Genomic DNA, 25462 nt, shown 5'->3' on the forward strand with positions numbered 1-25462 from the left:
CGATAACCATGATATTGCGATATAGGTTAAGTTTAAGGTGTCGATCATGGGTTTTGATGCAACGGGTGGAAAACCTTATAAAGGAAATCAGGACGGTCCTATCTGGTATGGGATAGTGGGCTTTGTTGTTCTTGTTTGTTTTGTTGGTGTTATTCTAGGCCCAAAATTGTTTGGATCAAAAAAAGCTGACATTGACAAAACCATTCCTGAATTGGTCGCTGGACAATCTTTGCCAGATGCTGCGGGATTGATAAATGCATATGGTTTTCAGGACGAATTGACCAAGTCTGTGCTCGTGAAAATGCAGCAGATAGATCAGACTGAGCATGCGAAACTTTTGACCGATATGGCAAGGCAAGCTCAGGCCGGACGGTCGAAAAATGACTTATCGATGATGATCTTGCAGAAAAGCAAACACTTGGCAAAAAAGCACAAGACATCCATGTTTTTGTCTGAAGTGGCTTATTTTGATCAGGCACTATTATTGATTTCTGAGCTTTCTTTGGATCAACAGGCAATGGGCGGTAAATCATGCGATCTTTCTAGCTTGTATAGGATCTCGCAAAATAAAGATCTCGCGCCCAAATATATGTATTATGATAGTAAATATTATCAGTATGCCATGCGGACTGTGTTATTGATGTTGGGTGCGATTGAAGGCGGGATTGTTGCGCCTCAAAATTATGGAGAATTGACGACAGAAGATACGCAAATTCTGTCTCCTCTGATCGTCCAAATGGCCGCAAACCCTGAAAGCTTGCAGTTTTTCAATTTACTTTCGACACCTGAACCCGCCCAAAGCGCTGAATTAAATGAAGAAGTGCAGACACCAGAAAACAAATTTGATGGCATTAATGGTTGTGAACAGGTGGATATTTTGGTCGCGTCATTTCAAACTCTACCGGATGACACGAGAGCGCGATTCTGGGCTGCTGGTTTGACTGAACCGGTATCCTAATCCTAGTATTTTTGAACGTTTGATGAAGTTCTGTCTTATTTCAGCCGATGTTATGATGTCAGATATGTTTGGCATATGTGCTGCCTTAAATTTAAAGAAATAGACAATGCCTCAGAAAAAATTGGATGAAAGTTTGAATTCATTTCTCGCATCTTGGGAAAGTTTTACAAAAAATCGTGAGTTGAAACCAAACCGGAATGCGTTTGATTGGCGACAACAATTCACCAAGGTGCGCAACAATTTCATCCACGTCATGCAGACGATTGAGCCAGATCTTCCACAAATGCAATCTGTTGAAGATCTGCATATAGAGTGTGGTGATGGACCTATTCCGGGGCGAGTTTATACACCCTACAGCGCCAAACATCCGGTAGGACCTGCACTTGTTTTTTTTCATGGCGGCGGATTTGTTATGGGGGATTTGGAGTCTTATGATTCTATTTGTCGAAGACTTGCCGACGCGTCTGGTTGTCGGATTTTATCTGTGGAATATAGATTAGCACCAGAACACAAATTCCCAGCCCAAGTAAATGATGCTGTTACAGCTTTTAAATGGGCAGTGGAGAATGCTGAAAAGTGGGGTGCGGACAGATCAAAAATTGCAGCGGGCGGAGATAGCGCTGGTGGCAATCTCACTATGGTTGTGACGCGTGCAGCTCAGAATGGAGAATGTCCTGCGCCTGTGTTCCAGCTATTGATTTATCCATTGGCGCAATTTGTAGATCTGAAAGAAAAGGGTGTGTCGCTACAAGAGGGAAGTTTTTTCTCTCCAGCGGCATTTGAATTTTGCCGGTCTGCTTATCTTGAAAAGGATCAAAATCCGCTTGATCTGCGTATTTCACCTTTGTTTTACTCAAATTTTCAAAAGCTGCCACCTGCGCATGTGATAACCGCAGGTTGGGATCCATTGAGGGATGAAGGTAGGATTTATGCTGATAAACTAGTAGCGGCAGGTGTGAAGGTTACGCACAAGGATTATCAATCTCACCCTCATGGTTTCTTCAATTCCACAGCAGTGTCAAAAAGTGCTCGGGATGCTATAGTGGCGGCTGGAAAAGTGTTGAAATCTGCGATCAACTCATAGATCTAATTTAATTAAACTGAGGCGTATATTGAAAAAGGGCGGCCCCATTTGAAGCCGCCCTTTATTATTTGAATTCGCTTTGAAATCTATCCTTTAATAGATAGTTCCAGTCCTACCAAACGTCCTTTGTTCAGAGGTGAGAATGTTGCTGGGCCAAGAGTTCCCGCTACGAATGGAATTTGTGTGTCTCCACCTGCTTGAACTTCATCAAGCATGTTCTTTCCATACAATGAGATGGAAATTCCATCTTTAGGCGTGTTCCATGTGATGTCGAAATTGACCATATCGGCCGCGTTGAAATAACCGGCATTACTGTCGGTGTAGGCATTTTCATCGCGGTGCATGAAGTTTGCTGATGTGACCAATGAACCAGCATTTCCTAAGCTTTGATCCCATACAAAACCAAGTCCGTATGTAAGTTCAGGTGTACGTGGTAGCTCCAAATCATAATCACTGTCTTGTACAACGGCTGTTGCAAGATCAGTCACAGAAACTGCTGAGATTGGGAAGCGGATATCAGTGTATTTCGCATCAATATAACCAACATTACCTGTAATCAGGAAGTTATCGGTAACAGCAAAACGTCCTTCTAGTTCCAATCCTTTCATCTCAGCGTCAGCTGTATTGTAGATGAATTGAGACACACCTGTTGGGCTTGAAACATTGATTTCGCGCTGCATGTCTTCTGCTTGGTTGAAGAAAACAGCAGAGTTTAACAGGACACGTCCATCGTTTGATTCATATTTGTAACCAACTTCAAATGAATCAAGAGTTTCTTTGTCGAAATAATAGTTACCGTTATTGATAGTTTGGTTAAGTTGAAGGAATACCGCTGGATCAGTAAGCCTGAAGTTATACCCACCAGAACGGAAACCGCGATTGTATGACGCGTAAAGCAGTGAGTTGTCAGTTGCTTTATATTCCATAGCAACTTTTGGTGTAACAACATTCCATTCTTTTTTGTCACTATAGTCTACAGGACATGTTTTTTCGATAACTGAACAGTTTGATATTCCTCTAGATAGAGCAGGAATAATGTAAGTTACATCAACATCTTTTTCTTCTTGTGTGTAACGTAGACCTGCTTGAACTGAGAATTTATCAGTAAATTGGTATTCTGCTTGCGCAAAAACACCCAATGTATGGTGGTCTTGCAATCCGCCACCTGGGAAAGGCAATGGAATGTTAGCTGGTAGAAGTGGCGTTACAAGTTGAGAGGCAATCCAACGAGTTTCAGCTAGATCAATTGATTGATCCATATAGAATATGCCGGTTGTAACTGTAAGGTCGTTGAATGACCCATTGTAACGTAGTTCGTTTGAGAGCTGTTCTTGGTCTAGGACGGCAGGACCATCAAATAGCGCTAACGGCAAGGAATCAATATCAGAACTGGAAGATGCTTCATATTTGCGATAGCCGGTTATGTTTGTGATTGTTCCGTCACCAAAGCCAACATCCCAGTCCATACGCAACGTTCCAAATGTTGATGCTGCGTCGTAAAAGCCTCTGTTGTCTATTGCAAAATCAAAGCTGTTACGGTCGTATAGGGATCTGTTTTGAGATGCAGGACCATCGCCTGTGTATTCTGCATATTCTGCTTTTGCCAATACTGTGAAAGTGTTCGTTGGCATATATTCCAAAGCACCACGAATAATTTTCGCGTCGCCTTCACCATGATTTTCATTGTTGGCTAGGTTTTTGAAATAGCCTTCATCATAATTATAATAGGCCGCAATCTTACCGTTCAGCTTACCTTCTATTAGAGGTCCAGATACTGCGCCTTGAACGTAGCTGCTAGGTCCACCACGTCCATCGTCAATTGGTGTTTCACTTGCAAATTTGAAATTGTATTGAAGTGTATCAGTTGGGTTGCCTGTGTTTACTGCAACAACACCACCAATAGTATTACGTCCTTGGAGTATACCTTGAGGACCGCGCAGGATCTCAAGACTGTCAAGGTCAAACATATCGAAGACGACACCGGCTGGTACACCTAAAGGGACACCGTCAACTACGACACCGATTGTTGGGTCAATGGAGACAATAGATGAGTTTGTACCTGACCCCCGCATTGAGAAGTTCGCAGAACCTTTCGTTGTACCAACATCAGAAAGCGATACGTTTGGGGCATTGTAGGATAAATCTTCAAAATCGCGCACTTTGAGCGTTTCAAGAGAGCTTGCGTTAAACGCAGTTACTGACGTTGCGATATCTTGAACATTTTCAGGATCTTTTTGTTTTGTAGCAGTCACGGTTACTGTTTCCAACATACGTTGGACTGCAGTTTGACGACCGTTTTCTTCTTGAGTTGTATCTTCTTGTGCAAATGCTATCGGTGAACTCATTGTAACTAGAGTCGCCAAGCAAGTCGCACCGCGCAACACGGTTTTCACTTTGGACATAATTTTCCTCCCAATAGGTGCATACTTTTTTGCATGCTATATTATTCCCGAGCCAAGTCGTTAAATTCAGGGAAAAGCGTTTCGACCAAAACGTAGTTTAACGCTGCAATTCTAGGTCCCAAATTTAAGTCAAATGGTACGGATGTTAAAAATGTCACATAACTCTGCGGAAGAAACAAGATACCAGCCTGCACAAACCATCAATGAAGTGAAAAATTTGATATCAATTGCAACTCAGTGTGCTAATTTTCCAACAGTTACGTTACGGTATAGCAACTTAGAATTGCTAAAAAAAATTGGATTTACCGACTTTTCTGAGTCGTCGTTACAAAAATATTTCGCTGATTTCGATGCTCTTCCAGAAAATTTGCCCGAACCGCTGGCTCTTGCATATCATGGACACCAGTTTGGCCAATACAATCCTCAAATCGGAGATGGGCGAGGTTTCTTGTTTGCTCAATTCAAGGACGATAAGGGAAGATTGTTGGACTTGGGAACAAAAGGTTCTGGGCAAACACCATTTTCTAGAACGGGTGATGGGCGTCTAACGTTGAAAGGTGGCGTGCGTGAAGTTCTGGCGACAGAAATGCTGCAAGCGCATGGTGTAAATACATCAAAAAGCCTCACTCTTTTTGAAACGCATGAACAACTTTATCGAGGCGATGAGCCTAGTCCTGCACGCTCTGGTGTATTGGTTCGAATGTCTCACAGTCATATTAGGTTTGGAACGTTTCAAAGGCTTGCATATTTAGAGGATGAGAAAGGCATTGCCGATCTGATTGCCTATTGCGTCCGGCATTACTATCCAGATGTACAAAGAGGGGAGTTTAAAGACACAGTCATTGCATTTTTTCGAGCAGTAATGACTGCAACAGCGGACATGATTGCCTCATGGATGGCTGCAGGGTTTGTGCATGGTGTTATGAACACTGACAATATGGTTATTACCGGTGAAAGCTTTGATTATGGACCATATCGGTTTTTGCCAGTCTCAGATCCAAATTTTGTGGCGGCTTATTTTGATGATGCTGGGCGATATAGATTTGGTCGACAGCCAGAAGTTGGAATTTGGAACCTGACTCAGTTGGCGGGTTGTTTGTTATCACATAGTGACTCGTCATCTCTTGAGGTCGTATTAAATGAGTATGCAGATGTGTATCGCGCTTCCTTGCGGAGCCATGTTTTTAGGCGGTTAGGTATCCACCAAACGTCTCCAGAAGAGGATGGACATTTTATTCAAACCTATTTGAACTGGATGACACAAAGTGGTGCGGCTTTTGAACAAACTTTTTTCGATTGGTATGGGGGAGCCGCCAGTGCGATTAGATCAAAATTAAGTCCACAGGCGAATTTGTATGAAGGGACTGAGTTTTCCGAAGTCAAACAAATGCTAATGGCATATGAACCTTTAGATGAGAAGAGTTTGCAATCATCTTATTTTCAATCTGTTCATCCCGTTACTGTGCTAATTCAAGACATTGAAAATATATGGATGAAGGTGGTTGAAGAGGATGATTGGAGTGAATTTCATCAAGCCATTGATAGAATAAGAAATTATTCAAAATGCACGGCATAAATTTATGAAATCGGAATCACTGATTAGGTGAATGAGTGAAGTAAATTTGTTAACCGGTTTTTGCTACACCAAATATAGATAAAGGAATTTTCCTAAAGAAAATCCGATTTGGGTGGCGTGTAATGTTTGATGGGCCTCAGGAAAAGGTCGATTTAGATAAAGAAGCTCTGGAGTTTTTCTTTAATTCCGTAGACGAGCATTTTGTTATTCTAAATAAAGATGGAGCGGTGTGCCGAGCAAATGGCGCATTCCGACGCTTTGTCGCGCCCGCTGCTGGTGCTGACAGTGTAAAGTTATCTGCATATCTGTCTGAAGAAAGTCGAGATAGGTTTCAAAAACAATTAGCGAGTTTGGAACCATTTGAAACGATTACTGAGCTTAAGCTGACTATGCGAATTGGATGGAGTATCCGATTGGTGCAAGCTTCAATAAGCCGCTCAGCTTCAGATCGGTATTATTACAGCGCTGTAGATATTACGAACGAAGCCCGTTTAGAGCAGCGACGCAAAGAAACAGATGATGCGTTGATTCAAATGGAATTGCTTGTTGGTATTGGACGTTGGACCATTTCCAAGTCCAAGCCAGCATTCTGGTCTCCAGGCATGTTTCGAATGTTTGGGATGGAAGAAAATTCCAAGCCGCTAAAATTTGACGAATATGCTCAAATGATGTCGCCAGCTGACCTTAAAAAGCTGTCCAATGCTTTTTCAAAGAGTCAGTTTCACAGCATAACGCAGACCGTGACATGTACAATTGACTGTCCTGATGGTCAGACAAGAGTAATCGAATTTGCTGGATCTCCTTGTTATACTGAAGATGGCAGTATTGATGGTATCAGTGGTGTGGCACTGAATAAAACGTCCAACATTAAAGCGCTTCAGTCTTCAATGAAAACGGAGTCATCTGCTAAGGCTTTCCTTGATCATGCCTCTGTTGGCGTTGCTATTATAGATTTGGATGGAAAAATTTCTCTGGTAAATCAGTCTCTCGTGGACATGATTGGCAAGTCTGATGTGCATTTGCTTGGCGGAAAAATTACTCAATTGTGGGCCCAGACACCTGAAAAATTACAGCAAAGTGTCGATGCGGCGATTACTGGTGAAACAACCGAATTCAAGCACGTAACAATTGAAAGATCGGCTGAAACACAATGGATTGATTGGATTTGTGCGCCTTGGATGGAGCAAGATGGTTCCGTTTGTGGTGCAATCTGTATTATCAAAGATGTAACTGAAATCGTTATTCAAAAACGTCAAACAGAAGCCTCTTTGGCACGTATGGAATATGGGTTGGCATTGTCTTCCATGATGGTTTGGGAGATTGACCTGCTGCAAAAAACGGTAAAAATAGAAGGGGATTGGACGCCGTTTTTCAAATCAAAACCAAGCCTCAGTCAGCTTACGAACAGTCTTTTTAGACTCGCTCACCCAGATGATCAGCCTAGAGTTTCTAAAGCTTGGAAGCATCATTTAAGTGCAGGTGCACCGGTGCATTTGTCTTACCGTAAAGAAAATGCCGTGGGGAGAGAAATTTGGGTTTCTGTTGCATCTCGTCAGGACGCTGATGAAACAGGCAAACCAGTGCGTATGATTGGTTCAATGCGTGATATCACGGTGTCTCAAAAAACTGATTATATGACTGAAGACCTCGAAGAGCGTCTTCAGCAGAAATATCGCCGAAAAGCATCATTAATTGGTGATGTTGGGCGCTCAGTGTCCGAGCAGATTGCGAGTATGCTAGAGCTTTCTCACGCACTTCAAAGAACGTCACTCAGTCGTGAGCAAGTGAATATGTTGAAACTTATGGATACGTCGGCGGAAGGTGTGAGCGACGCGATTCATAACATTGACAAATATATGAGTATTTACTCACATAAGTTTGAAAATAAATCGTCAGAATTCAATATTAAAGAGCTTGTCGAAAGCTGTATCGCAAATAGTAAATGTGGCGCGGTATCTACCACAATAGAGGCTGTGTATTGTGATGAGTCGGATGATATTTATAAAGGTAATCCAGCTAAAATAGAGGAATCTCTGTCATTATTCATTCTTGAATTGCAGAAAACAGTTCGAAATGACGATCATGTCGTTGTCGAAGTTGAAGTCGATAATTCGGGCGAAGGACTTTGCATTCTCACATTTGATGTAAAACATGCTTACCCTAAAATACCTTATTCAGATTCGGTATTGATTCAATTGGACAACCCTGAAGAAGAGGGGCTGTCTATGGCGATTATCCACGATTTTACTGAAAAACTAAAAGGGACTGTCTTTTACGAAAAGGCAGGAGAATCTGTCTCCAGAATTTTGACCGAATTCCCGATTATGAAAGATTTTGAACGCGGCTCTTCCGGCGGATCTGTGCCTAAAATTTCTAGTCAGAGCGAATTGTCTATTCTTGTAGCAGAAGACAATCCGCTTAATAGACGTGTCCTAGAACTACTCGCAGTTCAATTGCAATTAGATGTGACATTTGTTGAAAATGGCGAGGAAGCCATAGATGCGGTTAAAAACCAAGCTTTCGACGTCGTCATTATGGATACTCAAATGCCTATATTGAGCGGTATTTCAGCTATCCGCACGATACGAGGTTGGGAGAGAGAGACTTCTCGGGAACCGCTTCAAATCATTGCCGCTATTCCGCATATGAGTTTTGCTAAAGTTCGAGAAGCAATGTCTGTGGGCGCAAATGACTGTATTGCTAAACCCATATCTCAGGAAGATTTAATTACGCAGCTGAATGATCTTACTGGCGGCGGATGGGAAGTTTCAACCAAGAAAATAACCGCAACTGGCTAATAAGTAAGCCAATTTTATTGAGAGCGACGTAGATGATTAGTCGTGTTCGCTCTCAAAATATTTTGACCGTTTAGCCTGCAAATGCTTTTTCAATAACAAATTGTGCGGGTGTTGCATTTGAACCTTCAACAAAGCCGGCATCAAGACATAATTGTTTTGTATCTGCCAGCATTTCCATAGATCCACAAATCATCACACGATCAGTTTCGGGGTTTAGAGCTGGTACACCAAGATCTGAATATAATTTACCTGAACTCATAAGCTCAGTAATGCGGCCTTTGTGCGGATAGTCTTCTCGCGTTACTGAACCATAGTGAACAAGCTTACCTTGAGCTAATTCACCAAGGAATTCATGATTTAGCGTCTCATCTACAATTTGCTTACTATAGTCGAGTTCTGCAACTTCACGACATGTGTGTGTTACAATCACTTCATCGAATTTTTCGTAAGTTTCAGGATCACGCACAACGCTAGCAAAAGGCGCAAATCCTGTACCTGTTGAGAAACAGTATAAGCGTTTGCCCGGAACGAGTGCGTCATGGACGAGTGTGCCGGTTGGTTTGCGGCCAAGTAACACTTTATCACCGGGCACAATTTTTTGAAGGCGTGACGTCAATGGACCGTCTGGGACCTTAATCGAGTAGAACTCTAATTCTTCATCCCAACTAGGTGATGCTATGGAGTAGGCGCGCAACAAAGGTTTTCCATTGTCTTTGTACAACCCAATCATCACAAATTCGCCTGAGCGAAATCTGAAAGCTGCGGGACGGGAAAGCCGGAATGAAAATAATCTGTCTGTATAATGCTTGACTGAAAGCACTGTTTCTTCGGTTGGGCCCGTTGCAGATTTAGCGGGTTTGGCTGCTGCTGCGTCCATGTTCTCGTCCTTAAGCCTGTTCGTGTCGTTTATAAAAACTAGATAGTTTAGAAAAACAGATTTTGCGAATAAAATCGACTGATATAGGGGAGCTAAGTCCTAAAGGCGCAACTTGCAACTAAACTGACACTTTAGGGAATGCAAAAATGAGCATTGATACGCAATTTCAGCAATATTGATAATAAAAAGTTCTTTTCACTTTGTAAATTTAGTGCTTGAGAAATGGTATTGGGAAAGAGTAATCATGTATAAGTCGTGACACAATGTCCGTTAACCATAGCAATTACGTGCCAAAATTATAATTTGAGTTTATTAAATCAGGGAAAAGCCTGCAAAATGCCGGTTTGTCAGAGTGAAAGGAAACCTGTGAATGTCGCGGTCTATGAAAATCGCCGCAGGTATTTTTGCGGTATTTATTTTATATTTTGTCGGCAGTGCGCTTTTTCGTTCTGGGGATGATACACAAACACATATCCCGGAAGGCACTGCAAATGCAGTTCCTACACTTGATAAGCCGGTTCCTGAAAAACGGAGTAGTAAAGAAGTTGTGCGGGTATTGGTACGCAAATCTAAATCTGAAATGCACCCTATATATCTGAATTTAAAGGGTCGCTCTGAACCTGAGCGGACGGTGCTTGTACGATCAGAAACAACTGGTGTTGTATCTCGAGCGAATGCTGTTGAGGGTAGTTTTGTAAAATTAAACGCTGTTCTTTGCGGACTGGATGTCGATGCGCGTCAAGCAAATCTGGATGAAGTTAAAGCAAAATATGCTTCAGCTAAACTTGATTATAACGCAACCAAGGAATTGGTTGAAAAAGGCTGGAAACCTGAAAACCAGGAAGCAGCAGCGAGAGCTACACTAGATGCGGCTGCGGCAGCCGTTGAGGGTGCTGAGGTAGAGTTATCAAAAACAGATATTCGGGCACCATTTGCTGGTATTTTTGAAAAACGAGAAGCGGAAGTTGGGGATTTCCTTTCCCCCGGAAGTGTCTGCGGTGTGATGCTGGATCTCGACCCTTTGATTGTCGCTGCAGATGTTTCTGAAAAATACGCAGGGATTTTGCAATCGGGTGCTACAGCTAGTGCGCAATTAGGGCATCGTTCAGATGAAAGTATTGCTGGCAAACTCCGCTATGTGGCGTCTTCCGCAGATGTTTCAACAGGCACATATCGTGTTGAAATTGCGCTAGAAAATAGTGATATGAAATATCCAGCAGGGCAATCAGCTGAAATTCGCATTCAAATTGGTGAAGGGTTAGCGCATCATATCTCCCCAGCACTGATTGTTTACTCGGATGATGGTGCACCAGGTGTTCGGTTTGTCGGGCCAAATTCAATGGTCAATTTGGCGTTGGTTGAAATCGTAGATAGCGATCCGTCAGGGGTTTGGGTCAGCGGTTTACCAAAAGAAGCTGATATTATCGTGCAGGGACAAGACTATGTTCAACAAGGGCTTCGTGTCGAAGCTTTTTTTGAAGGGGATAATTCGTAATGAATTCGCTCATCGACGGAGCAGTTTCGCGGGCACGTATGGTGCTGTCGATATTGGTCTGTGCGATCATCGCCGGAATTGTGGTTTATAATAATCTTCCAAAAGAAGCTGCACCAGAGATTCAAGTGCCGTTTGTTCTGGTGACTATTCCGTTGGAAGGTATTTCTCCAGAAGATGCTGAACGCCTCCTTATTCGGCCAACAGAAGCGGAAGTCAGGTCTATTGAAGGGATAAAACAGGTTAATTCTGTTGCTTTGGAAGGAGCTGGTCAGCTTGCGATAGAATTTGAAATGGATGCTGATGTTGATCAGGCTCTTTTGGATGTTCGTGAAAAAGTAGATATGGCCAAGCGGGAATTTCCCGTTGAAACGCGCGAGCCAATTGTATCAGAGATCAATACAGCGCGCTTTCCAGTAGTTGTCGTCAATATGTATGGTGATCTGCCCGAGCGTGGTTTGTACAGTATTGCTAGAGAGCTTCAAGAAAACCTTGAAGCAATACCGGGTGTTTTAGAAGCAAATATTGAAGGTGATCGAGAAGAAGTCCTTGAAATTCAAGTAGATCCAGTAAAACTGGAAACTTATAATCTTTCAGCAGCGACAATTTTTGCAACGATACAAGCAAATAACAACCTCATTCCTGCCGGCAGCATAGATATGGAACAGGGGCGTTATTCGATTAAAGTGCCCGGTTTGATTGAAACGCCGCAAGATGCATTTGATATCGCAATTAAGCGTGTCGGTGACCGAGTGGTGACAATTAAGGATGTGGCTGAGGTTAGACGGACATTTAAAGACCGAGATGAGTATGCACGTTTCAACGGTCAGTCAGCAGTTTCTGTGCAAGTTGTTAAGCGTTCGGGTGCCAACATTCTCGAAACAGTTGCGAGTGTGCGTGCAACAATTGCTGAGTTACAGTTGAATTGGCCCGATACTTTAAATGTTGAACTGACGGCAGATGAATCTGCTGAAATCGGAGATCAGATCGCCACCTTGCAATCTTCGATCATGACAGCGGTCATTCTTGTGATGATTATCGTTGTGGGCGCGCTGGGTTTAAGGTCCGCCATTCTTGTTGGGATTTCTATCCCCGCCAGTTTCCTGATGGGGTTTCTGTTTTTGGGGTGGGCCGGATATACCATAAATATGATGGTGCTGTTCGCGCTGGTTATCGCTGTTGGTATTCTGGTTGATGGTGCGATTGTGGTGGTCGAATATGCAGACCGTAAAATGGCCGAAGGGTTGGATAAGGTAGAAGCGTTCGCGACGGCTGGTAAACGCATGTTCTGGCCGATCATTGCATCCAATGCCACGACGCTGGCAGCATTCCTTCCATTCCTATTTTGGAATTCCATGCCAGGTAAGTTTATGTCTTATCTGCCGATAACTTTGATATTTGTTCTTACCTCGTCTTTGTTTATGGCACTTATTTTTCTTCCGGTTCTTGGCGGGGTTATTGGTGGTCGAAATAAGAACACAGATTCTACATTAAAAGAATTTTCTGGTGTTGATGGTGCGCCTGAAAAAGCGACAGGCTTTTTTGGGTTGTATGCGCGCTTGATTGATAAATTATGTCATCGCCCTTTAATGGTTACAGGCGGATTATTTGCAATTTGTGTTGCAATCATCATGTGGTTTGGAACGACTCAGCACAGCGTCTATTTCTTTTTGAATGCTGAACCCGAAAAGCTCTACGTTTATGTCGGTGCACAAGGAAATCTATCGGGCGCTGAAGAGTTTGAAGTGACCAAACGCGCTGAAGAATTGGTTTTGCCTATCGATGGAATTTTATCGGTGACGACTGTGACTGGTCCGGCGGCATCAGAAGGCGGCTTTGGGACTGGGACAGGCTCTATTCCCGTCGATACAGTTGGTCGAATGCTGGTTGATCTAGATTCAAGTGCGCCGGGAGTTGATGGCCGTAAAGTTGAAGCTGAAATACGCAAGGCGTTTAAGAATTTTGTCGGTGCTCATATTGAGATCACGCCATTTCAGGAAGGGCCGCCCGTTGGGAAAGACGTCCAAATCTCGGTCTTTGCATCCAATCAAGATGCCTTGCTTGAAACAGCGACGCTCATTCGGGAGAAATTAGATAATACGGATGGTCTGGTTGATATTGAAGATACGCGCCCATTGCCGGGAACAGAATGGAGATTGGACATTGACCGAGAAAGAGCGGCTAAATTTGGCGTAGATATCAATCAGGTTGGCGGTGTTGTTCAGCTTATCACAAATGGTGCACTTGCTGGCAGATTTAGACCAGATGATGCTATTGATGAGGTCGATATTAGAGTGCGTTTCCCAGCGCAATACAGAACAGTAGAGGCTTTGGATGATCTAACTGTCTCTACGCCAGATGGGCCAACCCCAATCTCAACATTTGTTGATCGCGTGCCAGCTCCTCAGCTGACAAGAATTGATCGTAGAGACGGTTTAAGAGTGTTCACATTGCGTGCAAATGCTGAAGTTGCGGGGCAGGGTGCGCATATGAATGCCATTTTGAAAAAATGGGTTGATGCGCAGGACTTTGACCCAGGTGTGAAAGTGAAATTTGAAGGTGCCGATGAGGAATCAGCCGAAGCTGCGGCATTCTTTGAGGCAGCCGCATTTGGTGCTCTCTTCTTAATGGGGGTCATCTTGTTGTGGGAGTTTAACAATTTCTATCATGTTGTTTTGACGCTTTCGGCCGTGATCTTATCCACGATTGGTGTGTTGATCGGGCTGCAATTGGCGTCATCTTACATTTCAATGATTATGACAGGAACAGGTGTTGTGGCGTTGGCTGGTATTGTGGTGAACAATAATATCGTGCTGATTGATACATTCCAGCGTCTTATTTTGGATGGACGAACAGCACATGAAGCAGCCGTTATGACAGCTGCTCAAAGAATGCGGCCTATTTTGCTGACCACTGGAACAACGATATGTGGTTTGTTGCCCATGGTTGTGCAAATGAATATCGATTTTGGAGCAGGTACAATATCTAAAGGTGGCGCTGCATCTGAATGGTGGGTTCCCTTATCCACGGCTGTGGTATTTGGACTTGGTTTTTCGACATTTGTCACTTTGATCGTGACACCGGTTTGGTTGGCTGCGCCTGAAAAAATGGGACGTTGGAGAGATAGAAACTGGTTGCGCCTGAAACAAGTTGCGGGCTTGGATCAAAAGCATGTCTTTATGGAAGATGTTATCGGCGGAAATCCACAGCATTCGGACGGACAAGTTGGTGATGCGAAAGCATCTCCACACGCTGCCGAATAAGGCGTTTCACACACTTTCAAAACTCTGTGATAAACGCGTTTTGAGGTTGTAGTTGTTTTAAACTAAGCCATAATTCATGCATGATGAATTATAAAACACTATTTTTCACGTCGTCTGTTGCTTTGCTAGCAAGTTGCTCGCAATCGACTGCGGCTCCTAATGTCGCTGAGTCTGAGCGGCTGGATACTAAGCCCGAAATTACAAAAACGATTGTTGTGGCGGGCGGGTGTTTCTGGTGCGTTGAATCTGATTTTGATAAAGTTGACGGTGTTGTCGCGACAATTTCAGGCTATTCCGGCGGACATGTAGACAATCCAACATATAAACAAGTCTCACGTGAAGATACCGGTCATTATGAAGTGTTACAGATCGAGTATGATCCTGAAACGGTCAGCTTCGATGAATTGCTAACTTATTATTGGCGTCATGTTGATCCAACAGATGATGGCGGACAATTTTGTGATCGCGGAGACAGCTATAAAACGGCTATTTTTGTGAATGATGAAAATGAACAACAAATAGCGTTGAAGTCTAAAAGTGATTTAGAAAATTCAGGTGTGTTGGAGGCGCCAGTTGTAACACCCATCCTGACAGCTGCGCCATTTTATCCAGCTGAGATATATCATCAAAATTATTACAAAAAGAACCCGCTTAGATATCGCTATTATCGCAGTTCTTGCGGACGGGATAAGCGAATAGAGCAGGTGTGGGCTAACAACGAGACCGCGCACAAATAATATTGTGCGCGTCAGGCCTGAGATTTATTTCGTAGAAGAGATGATGTTTTCCTCATAGGGGCATTTTTCTACGAGGTCCTTAAACTCTGTCTCATATTCCAATGTGCGCGGCACTGGATTGAAGTTGCTTGCTTTGTAGAGGCAGAATGTTCGCAGGTGCGAGCCACCAATAGGAATATCAAAACGGCCAACAGGCTCTAATGTTTCAAAGTCTGCTTTCATACGCGCCAAAAAATTGGGACGAATGGATGCGATAAGATAGGTGTCTGGTTGGCCTTTGGGCACGGGAGCAAATGATTCTGCAAATGCATGAGGCGTATCATGGCGTTGCCATAGATAATGCTCAGGCGGGGAGTCTAGACGTTCTCCATAATAATCCATGCCATGCCAGAACTCACGTTCGTCAAATACAATTCCGGTTGCGTCTATGGATTTGGCAGCTTTATCAAGTTGCGCAATGGAAGGCTCCCATCCACGGACGCGTTTGATAGCATTTGAAAAGCCTGTTAGATCCGCAAAAGCCGGACTGATGGAAAAGGCAAGCATTGCAAAGCCAACAACAGCATTAAAAATGAGACCGATTTTTAAGAATGCTGTCCAGTTTGCGCGCAAGCTCCACGCTGCGACAAGGACGGATGCAGCTGGGTATGCACTCGCCGCCCAATTTGCATGTGCGCGTGAAACGAAGGCTTGGCCTGCAATGATGATAAGTGCTGGTAGAATAAAGCACAGAAACCATCTGTCCTTTGCGGCGCTCGCTTTATCTGTTTTAGGCAAGATAATTGCCAGACCACCAAGCAATATAATGAAAGATACGGGACCAAATACCCCCATTTGGTCCTGGAAAAACTTGATCATGTTTTCAGGGTTGAATGTGGAATTTTCCCAGTTTGCATTGTCTGCGGTATGGCCAAGTGTCGCAAAATCATGCGCAGCATTCCATAATATATTTGGAAGAATGACAGCAAATCCGGTGGCGAGTGTTGCGAGGGTTTTCCAAGAGAGCAGAGCTTGGCGAGTTTTTTTATCGACAATTGCAGCTAGAACAAACCCGACAAGGATATAGATGGCAGCGTATTTTGCGAGGAATGCAAATCCGATTGCTAACCCCATCAATATAGCTTTTAGCCAAGAAGTGTTTTCTCTTTGATACCACAATAACGTGATTGCTGCCGACCAGCAGGGCAGTAAAAGTCCATCCGTGGAAATGATATTGGAAGACAGCCAAACGCCCGGCATCATCATATAAATGGCAGCAGCCCAAGCACCTGTTCGGACGTCAAATGCTTTTTTCCCGAGCAAAAATAGGAAGAAGGCAGCAAAACCATGCCCAAATGGTGCATAAAATCGTATCGCCCATTCGCTGTGACCGAAGATAGATGTGGTCAAAGATATCATCCATGCAATCAGTGGCGGCTTTGAATAATATCCCCAATCCAGCTCGGTGGACCATCTCCAGTATTGGGCTTCATCTGGACCGATGTTAAGTGGAGAAAGAATGACGGAGACAAGCCTTAAGAAGACTAAAGCAGTCAGGACCACTGCCACTGTTCGAATAGGGTTGCGGTGTACAATACTTGGTATTGGGAACATGTAAGGCTTTGTCTCTGGGTTGGATTTCAGGAGTTAGGGAACTTAAACCTGTTTCTGATGAGTTTAGCAAATGTATATGACAAATTCCACCTTCCCTAAGGGAGGGTAGGTTTTAGATTTGGATTATTAAATTTGATTTCTGTACGGATTATTTTTGAAAAATTTCTGACTTGACTTTTTAAGGTTAATGAAAGTTGCGGTGTATTTGAGCAAATTTTGAGGATTTTTATGAAAACTGGCATTGTTGCAAAAATGTGTCACGACAAATCAAAAAAATATCATATCTGAAAACTGTCTTTTTAGTGTCATGTCTTCAATGTATGCGACCCGTATTCGCGGTGTGTGCCCTTCCCAATATAGCATGCGCCACTGTCAGTAGGTCTTACGGGGTATATCTATGACCAATTGGAAAAATCTCATCGGTGGTGTGGCTGTTGCCGCCATCTCTTCAGGTATCGTGCTTCAAGCAGAAGCTCAGGTAACTTCGTCTGCATTGCGCGGTCAGCTAACTTCTCCTGAAGGGCAAGTTGTTTCAGGTGCATCTGTTGTTGTTGTTGACACACGTACAGGTTCTGCAACTAACTTGACTACAAACGAACAGGGTGCCTTTTCAGCACGTGGTCTGAATGTTGGTGGACCTTACTCCATTACTGCTCAAGCAGATGGTTTCCAATCTCTTCAATTGAACGATGTATTCATTGCTCTTGGTGAGACTGCAAACTTGAACCTTCAGTTTGCAGCGACAGATGCAGCTCGTACAATGGATACAATTGTACTGACAGCTTCTGCAGCAAACGTGATCCAAACAGCAATTGGTCCTAACTCTACATTCGACCTTGCAACACTTCAAAATTCTCCATCTGTAAACCGTGACCTTCGCGACATTATCCGCCAAGACCCGCGCGTATACATTGATGAGAGCTTTGGTGATGGTGTTCAATGTGCGGGTGCTCACCCACGCTTTAACTCATTGACAGTTGATGGTGTGAGCTTGAACGATGGTTTCGGTTTGAACTCAAACGGTTACCCTGGTCAGCAAATGCCTTTCCCATTTGATGCTATCTCAAACGTTTCAGTTGAGCTTGCACCATTTGATGTTCAGTATAACGGTTTCACAGCTTGTAACATCAACGCTGTAACGAAATCAGGAACAAACGAATTCCACGGTTCTGCATTCTTCGACTACACAGATGATAGCCTTAAAGGTGACAAATCTGAAGGCGACACAATCAATTCAGACCCATTTGAAACAAAACGTCACGGTTTCTCTCTAGGTGGTCCAATCATTAAAGACCGTTTGTTCTTCTTCGGTGCTTATGAAAAATTCGAAGGCCCAGGTGCAACAATCGACCGCGGTGTTGAAGGTTCTGGTGCTGGTACAGAAATCGCTGGTTTCACTCAAGCAGATTATGACCGTATCCGTGATGCTGCCATCAATTTGTACGACTATGATCCAGGTGGTGTTCCTGCGACCGAAGCGACATTCAATGAAAAATATTTGATGCGCGTTGATGCAAACATTACTGATAACCACCGTGCGTCTTTCACATACAACTATGATGAAGGTTTGAGCCTATCTGAATCAGATGGCGACAACAATGAGTTTGAATACTCAAAACACCTTTACCAACGTGGTGCTGAGACAAAAACATACTCTGGTCAGTTGTTCTCTAACTGGACAGATAATTTCTCGACAGAATTGCGCGTTTCTAAAAACGAAGTTGAATTCACTCAAGCGTCACTTGATGGTGCTCGTTTTGGTGAAGTTCAAATCAGTCACAACGGTAACACAATTTACCTAGGTTCTGATGACTCACGTCACGCAAACGCACTTAACTACGCAACATGGACTTACAAAGGTCTTGCAAACTACCAATTGAACAACCACTCATTGACAGCTGGTGTTGAGCGCATTGAAACAGATGTTTTCAACTTGTTCGTACAAGAAGCTGAAGGTGAGTACCGCTTCTCTTCAATTGATGATTTTGTCGCTGGTACACCTAGCCGTATTACGTACGAAAACGCCACTGGTACAAACAACGCCAATGATGGTGGTGCGGAATTTGGTTACGCAGTAAACACATTCTATTTGCAGGATGAGTGGGAAATTCAGCCAGGCATGAACCTGACTGCTGGTCTTCGTTATGACTATTACACAAGCGATGATGAGCCTAACTACAACCAAAACTTTGTTGACAAATACGGTTTCGCTAACACTTCAAACATGGATGGCAAAGATCTTCTTATGCCACGTCTTGGCTTCAACTATGACGCCGGTGACATCCAAGTTCGTGCTGGTGCCGGACTTTATTCTGGTGGTAACCCGAATGTTTGGATTTCGAACAACTACTCCAACAATGGTGTAACATTGTACGAAGCTCAGGATCGTTCTGGTGCTCCACTTTCAAGCCTGACATTCGTAAATGACGAAGACGGCCTTGGACGTCCATTCTACGGTATCCCTGAGGGTCTCTTCAACGAAGTTGCAGCAGCATCAACAAATGGTCCTGTTAACGCGCTGGACCCAGACTTTGAAATTCCTTCTGAGTGGAAATTTGCAGCTGGTTTCACATACAACTTCGACCTTCCAGGTTTCTGGGGTCAAGATTACTCATTGATGGCTGACTGGTTGTTGTCTGCAACTAAAGATGCATCAACTGTTCAACTGATTTCAGCTGAGCAAGAAGGTAACGCTCCAGATGGTCGCCCAATTTATGGTGGATCTGCTGGTTTTGGTGGTGATTATCTGCTGACTAACAATGATGGCGGAAAATCAAACACACTTTCTGGTGCATTGTCTAAAGCATACGAAGATTTCGGAATTAAATGGACATTGGCTTACGCATTTACAGATGCTGAAGATTCAAACCCAATGACTTCATCAGTTGCGAACTCTAACTTCTTTAACGTTGCTCGTACTGATGCGAACAACCTTGGCGTTGCAACATCAAACTATGAAATTCCTCACCGCTTCACTTTGAACCTTTCATGGGAAAAAGCATTCTTTGGCGAGTATTTCACACGTGCAAACTTGTTTGGGTCAGCTTACCAAGCGCGTCCATTCTCTTACACATTCAACAGCTCATCAGACGACATGTTCGGTGATGACTCTGTTGCAAACCACTTGCTTTACGTACCAACTGGTGCGGGTGACCCATTGGTTCGCTTCGCAGACGGTTTCGACCAAGAAGCTTTCTTCGCCTATGTTGATGGCGCTGGACTTGGACGTGGCGGAATCGCTGGACGTAACGCTCAAGACGGTCAGTGGGTAAACAAATTTGATCTTCGCATCGAACAGGAATTCCCTGGTGCATTGCGCGGACACAAATCAAAAGCTTACTTCACTATCGAAAACATCGGAAACTTGCTTAACGATGAGTGGGGTGCAGTTTACCAAGCTGGCTTCCCACAAACAGTTGGTATTGTAGATGCGTCAATTGATGAAGCAACAAACCAGTATGTTTACAACGAGTTCTTTGCTGCAACAGCTGAACGTCGTGAAACAGCCGTTTCACTTTGGGAACTACGTCTTGGTGTGAAATACGAATTCTAAGCAACGCTTAGACATTCAATCAAATAAATAACGAAGAGGGCGGTTCCGATTGGAGCCGCCCTTTTTATGTTTAAGGAATTTGAATACTTATTGACCCTGTGAAGAAGAAGCTTGATATATCGCCTTCCATTTTGACTTTATGCACTAAATTAGCTGAAAGAATTTCGATCCCATGAGTGTGATAGACAATAAAGCAGTCGTACCGCCCGCTGAATGGGAAGAGCATGCCGCTGTATGGACGGCTTGGCCTACGGGTGATGATTTGTGGGCACCGGAAGCAAAATTTGCGCGTCTTGAGGTCGAAGGTTTGATCCGTAGTTTGAGTGAAGATTGCAATGATCGCAAAGGTGATAAGGTCAAACTGCTAGTCAAGAATGAAGAGGCGCGTGAAAGCGCGCAGGCTGCTGTGGGAGATCTCGCTGAGATTATCTTGCAGCCTTATGGCGATATTTGGCTACGCGATACAGGCCCAATATTTCTAACTCATGATCTGGCCGCATCTTTTCGGGTGAATGGGTGGGGCGGAAAATATATCTATGAGCATGACGATAAAGTATCGCGTGCGGTGGCGTGGATAGCAGATGCGCGTAGTGAGCAATATGAGTTTGTCCTTGAGGGTGGTGCCATTGACGGAGACGGAAAAGGAACTTTCCTGACCACGCGCGAATGTCTGCTAAATGCGAACAGAAACCCCGATTGGAAAACACAAGCTGATGCCGAGGAAGCTTTGCAAAGTGCTTTGGGCGCACGAAAAGTTATCTGGCTGGAAGGTGGATTGTTGAACGATCACACAGACGGGCATGTGGATAATGTTGCCCGATTTGTTGGCCCGGCTCATGTTGTTTGCATGGCTCCAACAGGTGATGATGATCCAAATGCAGATGTGCTCAACGCCATATATGATGTCTTGTCGCATGAGACTGACGCCGATGGGAACAAACTAAAGGTGACGCGTATTCCATCTCCGGGTTTATATCGAGATGCTGAAGGGGCGATTTCGCCTGCAAGCCATATGAATTTTCTAATAGGCAACGCCTCAGTGATTATGCCCATTTATGGTGAAAAAAGTGAAGCTGCGGCGGAAGAGGCCATATCCATTTTGCAGGATATTTTTAAAGACCGCCAGCTTATCGGCTTGCCATCTAACTATATTCTCACTGGCGGTGGTTCTTTCCATTGCATCACACAACAGCAACCCGCATGATGAATGTGTAGAATTGCGATTAACTTCAGGTGTAATTGATGTCTCGAAAATTAAGTGTCGGTGTCATTCAAAGTGCGTTTAGCGACGATATGCACGCCAATATTGAAACAGTTGTAAGCAAAATACGTGACGCAGCGAAGCTTGGCGCTGATGTTGTGCTTCCGCCAGAGCTGTTTCAGGGGCATTATTTTTGTAAGACGCAAGAAGAAAAAGAGTTCTTGCGTGCTTACCCGTGGCGGGAACATCCTTGTGTTGTGGCGCTGGCACCCATAGCTAAAGAACTCAATGTCGTAATTCCTGTTTCCATTTATGAAAAATCGGGTCCGCACTATTTTAATTCTATGGTGATGATCGATTCCACAGGCGAATTAATGGGTGTTTATCGCAAAACTCACATTCCAGATGGACCTGGATATCAGGAGAAATTCTATTTCAGGCCCGGTGATACGGGGTTCAAAGTTTGGAATACCCAAAAGGGGCGCATTGGCGTCGGAATATGCTGGGATCAATGGTATCCAGAATGTGCGCGTGCCATGGCGTTGGCGGGAGCTGACCTGTTATTATATCCTACGGCGATCGGGTCAGAACCGCAGGAGCCAGATATGGATACAGCAGCGCGTTGGCGGCGCGTCATGCAAGGGCATGCCGTGGCGAATGTAGTTCCTGTTGCTGCAGCCAATCGCGTTGGCACGGAAGATGGGCAAGCTTTTTATGGAACGAGCTTCATATGTGATGCGGTAGGTGAGGTCGTTGAAGATCTTGATCGCATTGAAGAAGGGGTGCGTGTCGCTAGTTTTGATCTGGATTATAATGACCAGATGCGAGCAGCATGGGGATTTTTCAGAGACAGAAGACCTGAATTATATGCGAGCCTTGTGTCAGGTGCAGATGATGATGGGCGCTATTAAGTGATGAATAGGGTCCTTGTTTTTGATAGCGGTGTTGGTGGGTTATCCATTGTCAATTCCATCAGAGAACAGATCCCAGACACGATTGTTGATTATGCTGCTGACGCCGGTTTTTTTCCTTATGGTCTGAAATCGGATGAAGAGCTGCAAGCTAGATTGCCAAAGCTATGCAAAGCACTGATAGAAAAAGCTAAGCCCGATATATTTGTCATGGCGTGCAACACCGCAAGTACTTTATCATTGGCAAGTGTACGCGAAATTGTCGATATTCCAGTCGTGGGAACGGTTCCGGCTATAAAACCGGCCGCTGAAATCACGCAAACAGGAACGATAGGGGTGTTAGCCACACCGGGAACGATACGCAGACAATATCTGGATGACTTGGAGCGCCAATTTGCTGCTCACATCAAGGTTGTGCGCCATGGCACCGCTGGTTTGGTTGAATTGGCCGAAAGACATGTACGCGGAGAAATTCTTTCTCAAGATATGTTCGACAATGCAATTTCGCCTTTGTTTTCAGGTGCTGAGGGCCAGAATATTGATGTGGTTGTTTTGGCTTGTACACATTTTCCTTTAATTCGGGATCAAATACAAAAAGCTTGTCCTGCATATGTTACAAAATTGATAGATTCTGGGGATGCGATAGGGCGTCAGGTTGGTAGACTCCTAGTAAGGGAAAAGTCATCTAAAAAATCCCCAGATGCATGTGTTTTACTTACTGGTGGTAGAGCAAATAGGGACGCATACTTCCCAGTACTTGAAAAATTTGGCTATACCAGAGTTGAAACTGTGGATTTGTAATAAAAGCAGTGATCGCCTTGATTTTATTTTGTTTATGTTTAGTTAATCAATGTTGTGGGGCTCAATAAGGGGCCGTGATTACTATTTGTGACGTCTTGCTGAATTCTAGTTTTGATATCGGGTTAAGTGACAGAATGTTGCAGTCAAAGTTTGCCAAGCAGTTGGGGCGTGGCGCTTTATTCAAATAATAAGGACTCTTTTTATGAAACCTCTTTTAAAGATAAACACTCTGAAGTCTGCGTTGTTTGCGTCCGTTGCCGGATTGGCATTGACGATATCTCCAGCGATGGCGCAAGAAGCTGAAGTAGAAGCTGCTGTTGAAGAACAAAGCGCTGAAATAGCTGTAGACACATTTACAATTACACCAAAATTTATTCCAGTTTTCGCTCAACCAGAAATGTCCGTTTCATTTGATGAAATGCTTGGTGTTGGTGCTGAAATTACCGTGTATGAAAGAAATGATGATTGGGCGCGTATATCCAAGGATGGTGACGCTGCTAAATGGCTGTATCTTCCTTTCGTATCTGCAGAGCCTGTCCTTGTTGGCCCAACATCTCTTACTGAAGAGGCGTCAGTTGTCGCCGCAGATGCAACGGCAGATATGGAAACAGAAGTTTCTGAGACTGTTGAAGAAGCGACAGAAGAGGTTGCTCCAGATGTAGAAGCTCAGATTACTGAAGCGGTAGAGGTTGAGTCTGAAGAGACAGAGCTTGTAGAAGCTGCTGATGTTACAGAGACGGTAGACGAAGAGACTGCGGATTTAGAAGCAGCTGCTGAGGAAGTCGAAGTTGAAGTAGATGGCGTTGAAGTAGATGGCGTTGAAACAGTTGAGACCGAAGTTGCGGACGTAGAAGACGAGGCAACTAATGAAGAAGTTTTAGAAGAAGCCGAAGCTGTAAGCGACGAAGTTGTCTCTGAAGTCGTCGATGTGGTGGAAGAAGTTGAAATTGTTGAACCAAAAGCAATTACAGCAGAACCAGAAGATGAATTTTACGAAACTGATGACTTGAACGCCAGTATTCTTGAAAAACTTGATGAAGCAGATGCTGCACTTGCAGAAACAGAAGTTGATGAAGCAACAGCAGATGTTGAGGCCGACGTTTCTGAGGCAGTTGAAGCTGCAACTGAAGAAGCGACAGCCAACGTTGAGGCCGACGTTTCTGAAGCTGTAGAAGCCGCAACTGAAGACGCGACAGCTGATGTTGAAGCAGAGGTTTCTGAGGCAGTTGAAGCTGCAACAGAAGACGCGACAGCTGACGTTGAGGCGGAAGTTTCAGAAGCAGTTGAAGCAGCGACAGAAGACGCAACAGCAGATGTTGAGGCGGAAGTTTCTGAGGCAGTTGAAGCAGCAACAGAAGAAGCAACAGCAGATGTTGAAGCAGAGGTTTCTGAAGCAGTTGAAGCAGCAACTGAAGAAGCGACAGCTGATGTTGAGGCGGAAGTTACTGAAGCTGTAGAAGCAGCGACAGAGGAAGCGACAGCTGACGTTGAGGCCGACATTTCTGAAGCAGTTGAAGCAGCAACTGAAGAAGCGACAGCTGATGTTGAGGCGGAAGTTACTGAAGCAGTCGAAGCAGCGACAGAGGAAGCGACAGCTGATGTAGAAGCCGAGGTTTCTGAAGCAGTCGAAGCAGCGGCAGAAGAAGCAACAGCTGATGTAGAAGCCGAGGTTTCTGAAGCAGTTGAAGTAGCGGCAGAAGACGCGACAGCAGATGTAGAAGCAGAGATTTCTGGAGCAGTCGAAGCAGCGACAGAAGAAGCAACAGCTGATGTTGAGGCCGAGGTTTCTGAGGCAGTTGAAGCTGCAACCGAAGAAGCGACAGCTGATGTAGAAGCCGAGGTTTCTGAGGCAGTTGAAGCAGCGGCAGAAGAAGCGACAGCAGATGTAGAAGCTGAAGTTTCAGAAGCAGTTGAAGCTGCGACAGAAGAAGCGACAGCTGATGTTGAAGCTGAAGTTTCTGAGGCAGTCGAAGCTGCGACAGAAGACGCGACAGCTGATGTAGAAGCCGAGGTTTCTGAAGCAGTTGAAGCTGCGACAGAAGAAGCGACAGCAGATGTTGAGGCGGAAGTTTCTGAGGCAGTTGAAGACGCTGCAGAAGAAGAGGTAACTGAAGCTGAAGAAGAAAAGACTTCAATTATCCAGAAGATCAAAAAAGGTGTTACTGGCCTAGTTGATGGAAAATAATCCTACAACGTAAATTGTATGCAAAAGAAAG

The 25462-nt window shown here is 44.2% G+C and carries 15 protein-coding genes; 12 read left to right on the forward strand and 3 right to left on the reverse strand.

The annotated features are described in order from the left end of the window. Nucleotides 1-46 precede the first annotated feature (46 nt). Together HBAL_RS00610 and HBAL_RS00615 are read left to right on the forward strand one after the other, a co-directional pair. Nucleotides 47-958 carry a hypothetical protein gene (locus tag HBAL_RS00610; RefSeq protein ID WP_012777982.1) on the forward strand — a complete coding sequence of 304 codons (912 nt, stop codon included), beginning with the start codon at nucleotides 47-49 and terminating at the stop codon, nucleotides 956-958. A 106-nt stretch (nucleotides 959-1064) separates the two neighbouring features. Next, nucleotides 1065-2042, forward strand: a complete 978-nt coding sequence (locus HBAL_RS00615; RefSeq protein WP_012777983.1) for an alpha/beta hydrolase — start codon at nucleotides 1065-1067, stop codon at nucleotides 2040-2042. Between the two features lie 86 nt (nucleotides 2043-2128). On the opposite strand, the gene HBAL_RS00620 is transcribed toward HBAL_RS00615, so the two are convergent. Next, on the reverse strand, nucleotides 2129-4444 hold the full coding sequence (locus HBAL_RS00620) for a TonB-dependent receptor (protein ID WP_012777984.1): 2316 nt from the start codon (nucleotides 4442-4444) through the stop codon (nucleotides 2129-2131). 142 nt (nucleotides 4445-4586) lie between these two features. On the opposite strand from HBAL_RS00620, the gene HBAL_RS00625 reads away from it, so the two are divergent. Together HBAL_RS00625 and HBAL_RS00630 are read left to right on the forward strand one after the other, a co-directional pair. Next, nucleotides 4587-6020, forward strand: a complete 1434-nt coding sequence (locus tag HBAL_RS00625) for a protein adenylyltransferase SelO (RefSeq protein WP_233356714.1) — start codon at nucleotides 4587-4589, stop codon at nucleotides 6018-6020. A 122-nt stretch (nucleotides 6021-6142) separates the two neighbouring features. Next, nucleotides 6143-8818, forward strand: coding sequence for a PAS domain-containing protein (locus HBAL_RS00630; protein WP_012777986.1), 2676 nt, complete (start codon nucleotides 6143-6145; stop codon nucleotides 8816-8818). A gap of 70 nt (nucleotides 8819-8888) precedes the next feature. On the opposite strand, the gene HBAL_RS00635 is transcribed toward HBAL_RS00630, so the two are convergent. Next, the gene (locus HBAL_RS00635) at nucleotides 8889-9695 is read right to left on the reverse strand and encodes a ferredoxin--NADP reductase (RefSeq protein WP_012777987.1); all 807 of its coding nucleotides are present in this window, start codon (nucleotides 9693-9695) and stop codon (nucleotides 8889-8891) included. 370 nt (nucleotides 9696-10065) lie between these two features. On the opposite strand from HBAL_RS00635, the gene HBAL_RS00640 reads away from it, so the two are divergent. The 3 genes from HBAL_RS00640 (at nucleotide 10066) to msrA (ending at nucleotide 15187) form a co-directional block, all read left to right on the forward strand. Continuing rightward, on the forward strand, nucleotides 10066-11190 hold the full coding sequence (locus tag HBAL_RS00640; RefSeq protein WP_012777988.1) for an efflux RND transporter periplasmic adaptor subunit: 1125 nt from the start codon (nucleotides 10066-10068) through the stop codon (nucleotides 11188-11190). Continuing rightward, on the forward strand, nucleotides 11190-14450 hold the full coding sequence (locus HBAL_RS00645) for an efflux RND transporter permease subunit (protein ID WP_012777989.1): 3261 nt from the start codon (nucleotides 11190-11192) through the stop codon (nucleotides 14448-14450). The genes HBAL_RS00640 and HBAL_RS00645 overlap by 1 nt, the downstream gene beginning before the upstream one ends. 80 nt (nucleotides 14451-14530) lie before the next feature. Next, nucleotides 14531-15187 carry a peptide-methionine (S)-S-oxide reductase MsrA gene (gene msrA, locus HBAL_RS00650; RefSeq protein WP_012777990.1) on the forward strand — a complete coding sequence of 219 codons (657 nt, stop codon included), beginning with the start codon at nucleotides 14531-14533 and terminating at the stop codon, nucleotides 15185-15187. A gap of 24 nt (nucleotides 15188-15211) precedes the next feature. Here msrA and HBAL_RS00655 read toward each other — a convergent pair whose 3' ends face one another. After that, on the reverse strand, nucleotides 15212-16780 hold the full coding sequence (locus HBAL_RS00655) for an ArnT family glycosyltransferase (RefSeq protein ID WP_012777991.1): 1569 nt from the start codon (nucleotides 16778-16780) through the stop codon (nucleotides 15212-15214). Between the two features lie 397 nt (nucleotides 16781-17177). Between HBAL_RS00655 and HBAL_RS00660 the strand changes: the two genes are divergently transcribed. The 5 genes from HBAL_RS00660 (at nucleotide 17178) to HBAL_RS00680 (ending at nucleotide 25431) form a co-directional block, all read left to right on the forward strand. Then, nucleotides 17178-20333, forward strand: a complete 3156-nt coding sequence (locus HBAL_RS00660; RefSeq protein ID WP_012777992.1) for a TonB-dependent receptor — start codon at nucleotides 17178-17180, stop codon at nucleotides 20331-20333. A gap of 172 nt (nucleotides 20334-20505) precedes the next feature. Next, complete coding sequence (locus tag HBAL_RS00665) at nucleotides 20506-21537, forward strand: agmatine deiminase family protein (RefSeq protein ID WP_012777993.1); 1032 nt, start codon at nucleotides 20506-20508, stop codon at nucleotides 21535-21537. A 38-nt stretch (nucleotides 21538-21575) separates the two neighbouring features. Further along, on the forward strand, nucleotides 21576-22445 hold the full coding sequence (aguB, locus tag HBAL_RS00670; RefSeq protein ID WP_012777994.1) for an N-carbamoylputrescine amidase: 870 nt from the start codon (nucleotides 21576-21578) through the stop codon (nucleotides 22443-22445). A 3-nt stretch (nucleotides 22446-22448) separates the two neighbouring features. Continuing rightward, nucleotides 22449-23246: a glutamate racemase gene (murI, locus tag HBAL_RS00675; RefSeq protein ID WP_012777995.1), complete on the forward strand. Its 798-nt coding sequence runs from the start codon at nucleotides 22449-22451 to the stop codon at nucleotides 23244-23246. Between the two features lie 202 nt (nucleotides 23247-23448). Continuing rightward, complete coding sequence (locus tag HBAL_RS00680; RefSeq protein WP_012777996.1) at nucleotides 23449-25431, forward strand: hypothetical protein; 1983 nt, start codon at nucleotides 23449-23451, stop codon at nucleotides 25429-25431. Nucleotides 25432-25462 lie beyond the last annotated feature (31 nt).

Origin of the sequence: Hirschia baltica ATCC 49814, assembly GCF_000023785.1 — a bacterium.
GTDB classification, from domain to species: domain Bacteria; phylum Pseudomonadota; class Alphaproteobacteria; order Caulobacterales; family Hyphomonadaceae; genus Hirschia; species Hirschia baltica.

Excerpts from the sequence above, each read along its gene's own strand:
- HBAL_RS00615 (WP_012777983.1), top strand. The coding sequence starts at position 1,065 with ATGCCTCAGAAAAAATTGGATGAAAGTTTGAATTCATTTCTCGCATCT.
- aguB (WP_012777994.1), top strand. The coding sequence starts at position 21,576 with ATGTCTCGAAAATTAAGTGTCGGTGTCATTCAAAGTGCGTTTAGCGAC.
- murI (WP_012777995.1), top strand. The coding sequence starts at position 22,449 with ATGAATAGGGTCCTTGTTTTTGATAGCGGTGTTGGTGGGTTATCCATT.
- HBAL_RS00610 (WP_012777982.1), top strand. The coding sequence starts at position 47 with ATGGGTTTTGATGCAACGGGTGGAAAACCTTATAAAGGAAATCAGGAC.
- HBAL_RS00635 (WP_012777987.1), bottom strand. The coding sequence starts at position 9,695 with ATGGACGCAGCAGCAGCCAAACCCGCTAAATCTGCAACGGGCCCAACC.
- HBAL_RS00630 (WP_012777986.1), top strand. The coding sequence starts at position 6,143 with ATGTTTGATGGGCCTCAGGAAAAGGTCGATTTAGATAAAGAAGCTCTG.
- HBAL_RS00640 (WP_012777988.1), top strand. The coding sequence starts at position 10,066 with ATGTCGCGGTCTATGAAAATCGCCGCAGGTATTTTTGCGGTATTTATT.
- HBAL_RS00625 (WP_233356714.1), top strand. The coding sequence starts at position 4,587 with ATGTTAAAAATGTCACATAACTCTGCGGAAGAAACAAGATACCAGCCT.
- HBAL_RS00645 (WP_012777989.1), top strand. The coding sequence starts at position 11,190 with ATGAATTCGCTCATCGACGGAGCAGTTTCGCGGGCACGTATGGTGCTG.
- HBAL_RS00660 (WP_012777992.1), top strand. The coding sequence starts at position 17,178 with ATGACCAATTGGAAAAATCTCATCGGTGGTGTGGCTGTTGCCGCCATC.
- HBAL_RS00665 (WP_012777993.1), top strand. The coding sequence starts at position 20,506 with ATGAGTGTGATAGACAATAAAGCAGTCGTACCGCCCGCTGAATGGGAA.
- HBAL_RS00620 (WP_012777984.1), bottom strand. The coding sequence starts at position 4,444 with ATGTCCAAAGTGAAAACCGTGTTGCGCGGTGCGACTTGCTTGGCGACT.
- HBAL_RS00655 (WP_012777991.1), bottom strand. The coding sequence starts at position 16,780 with ATGTTCCCAATACCAAGTATTGTACACCGCAACCCTATTCGAACAGTG.
- HBAL_RS00680 (WP_012777996.1), top strand. The coding sequence starts at position 23,449 with ATGAAACCTCTTTTAAAGATAAACACTCTGAAGTCTGCGTTGTTTGCG.
- msrA (WP_012777990.1), top strand. The coding sequence starts at position 14,531 with ATGATGAATTATAAAACACTATTTTTCACGTCGTCTGTTGCTTTGCTA.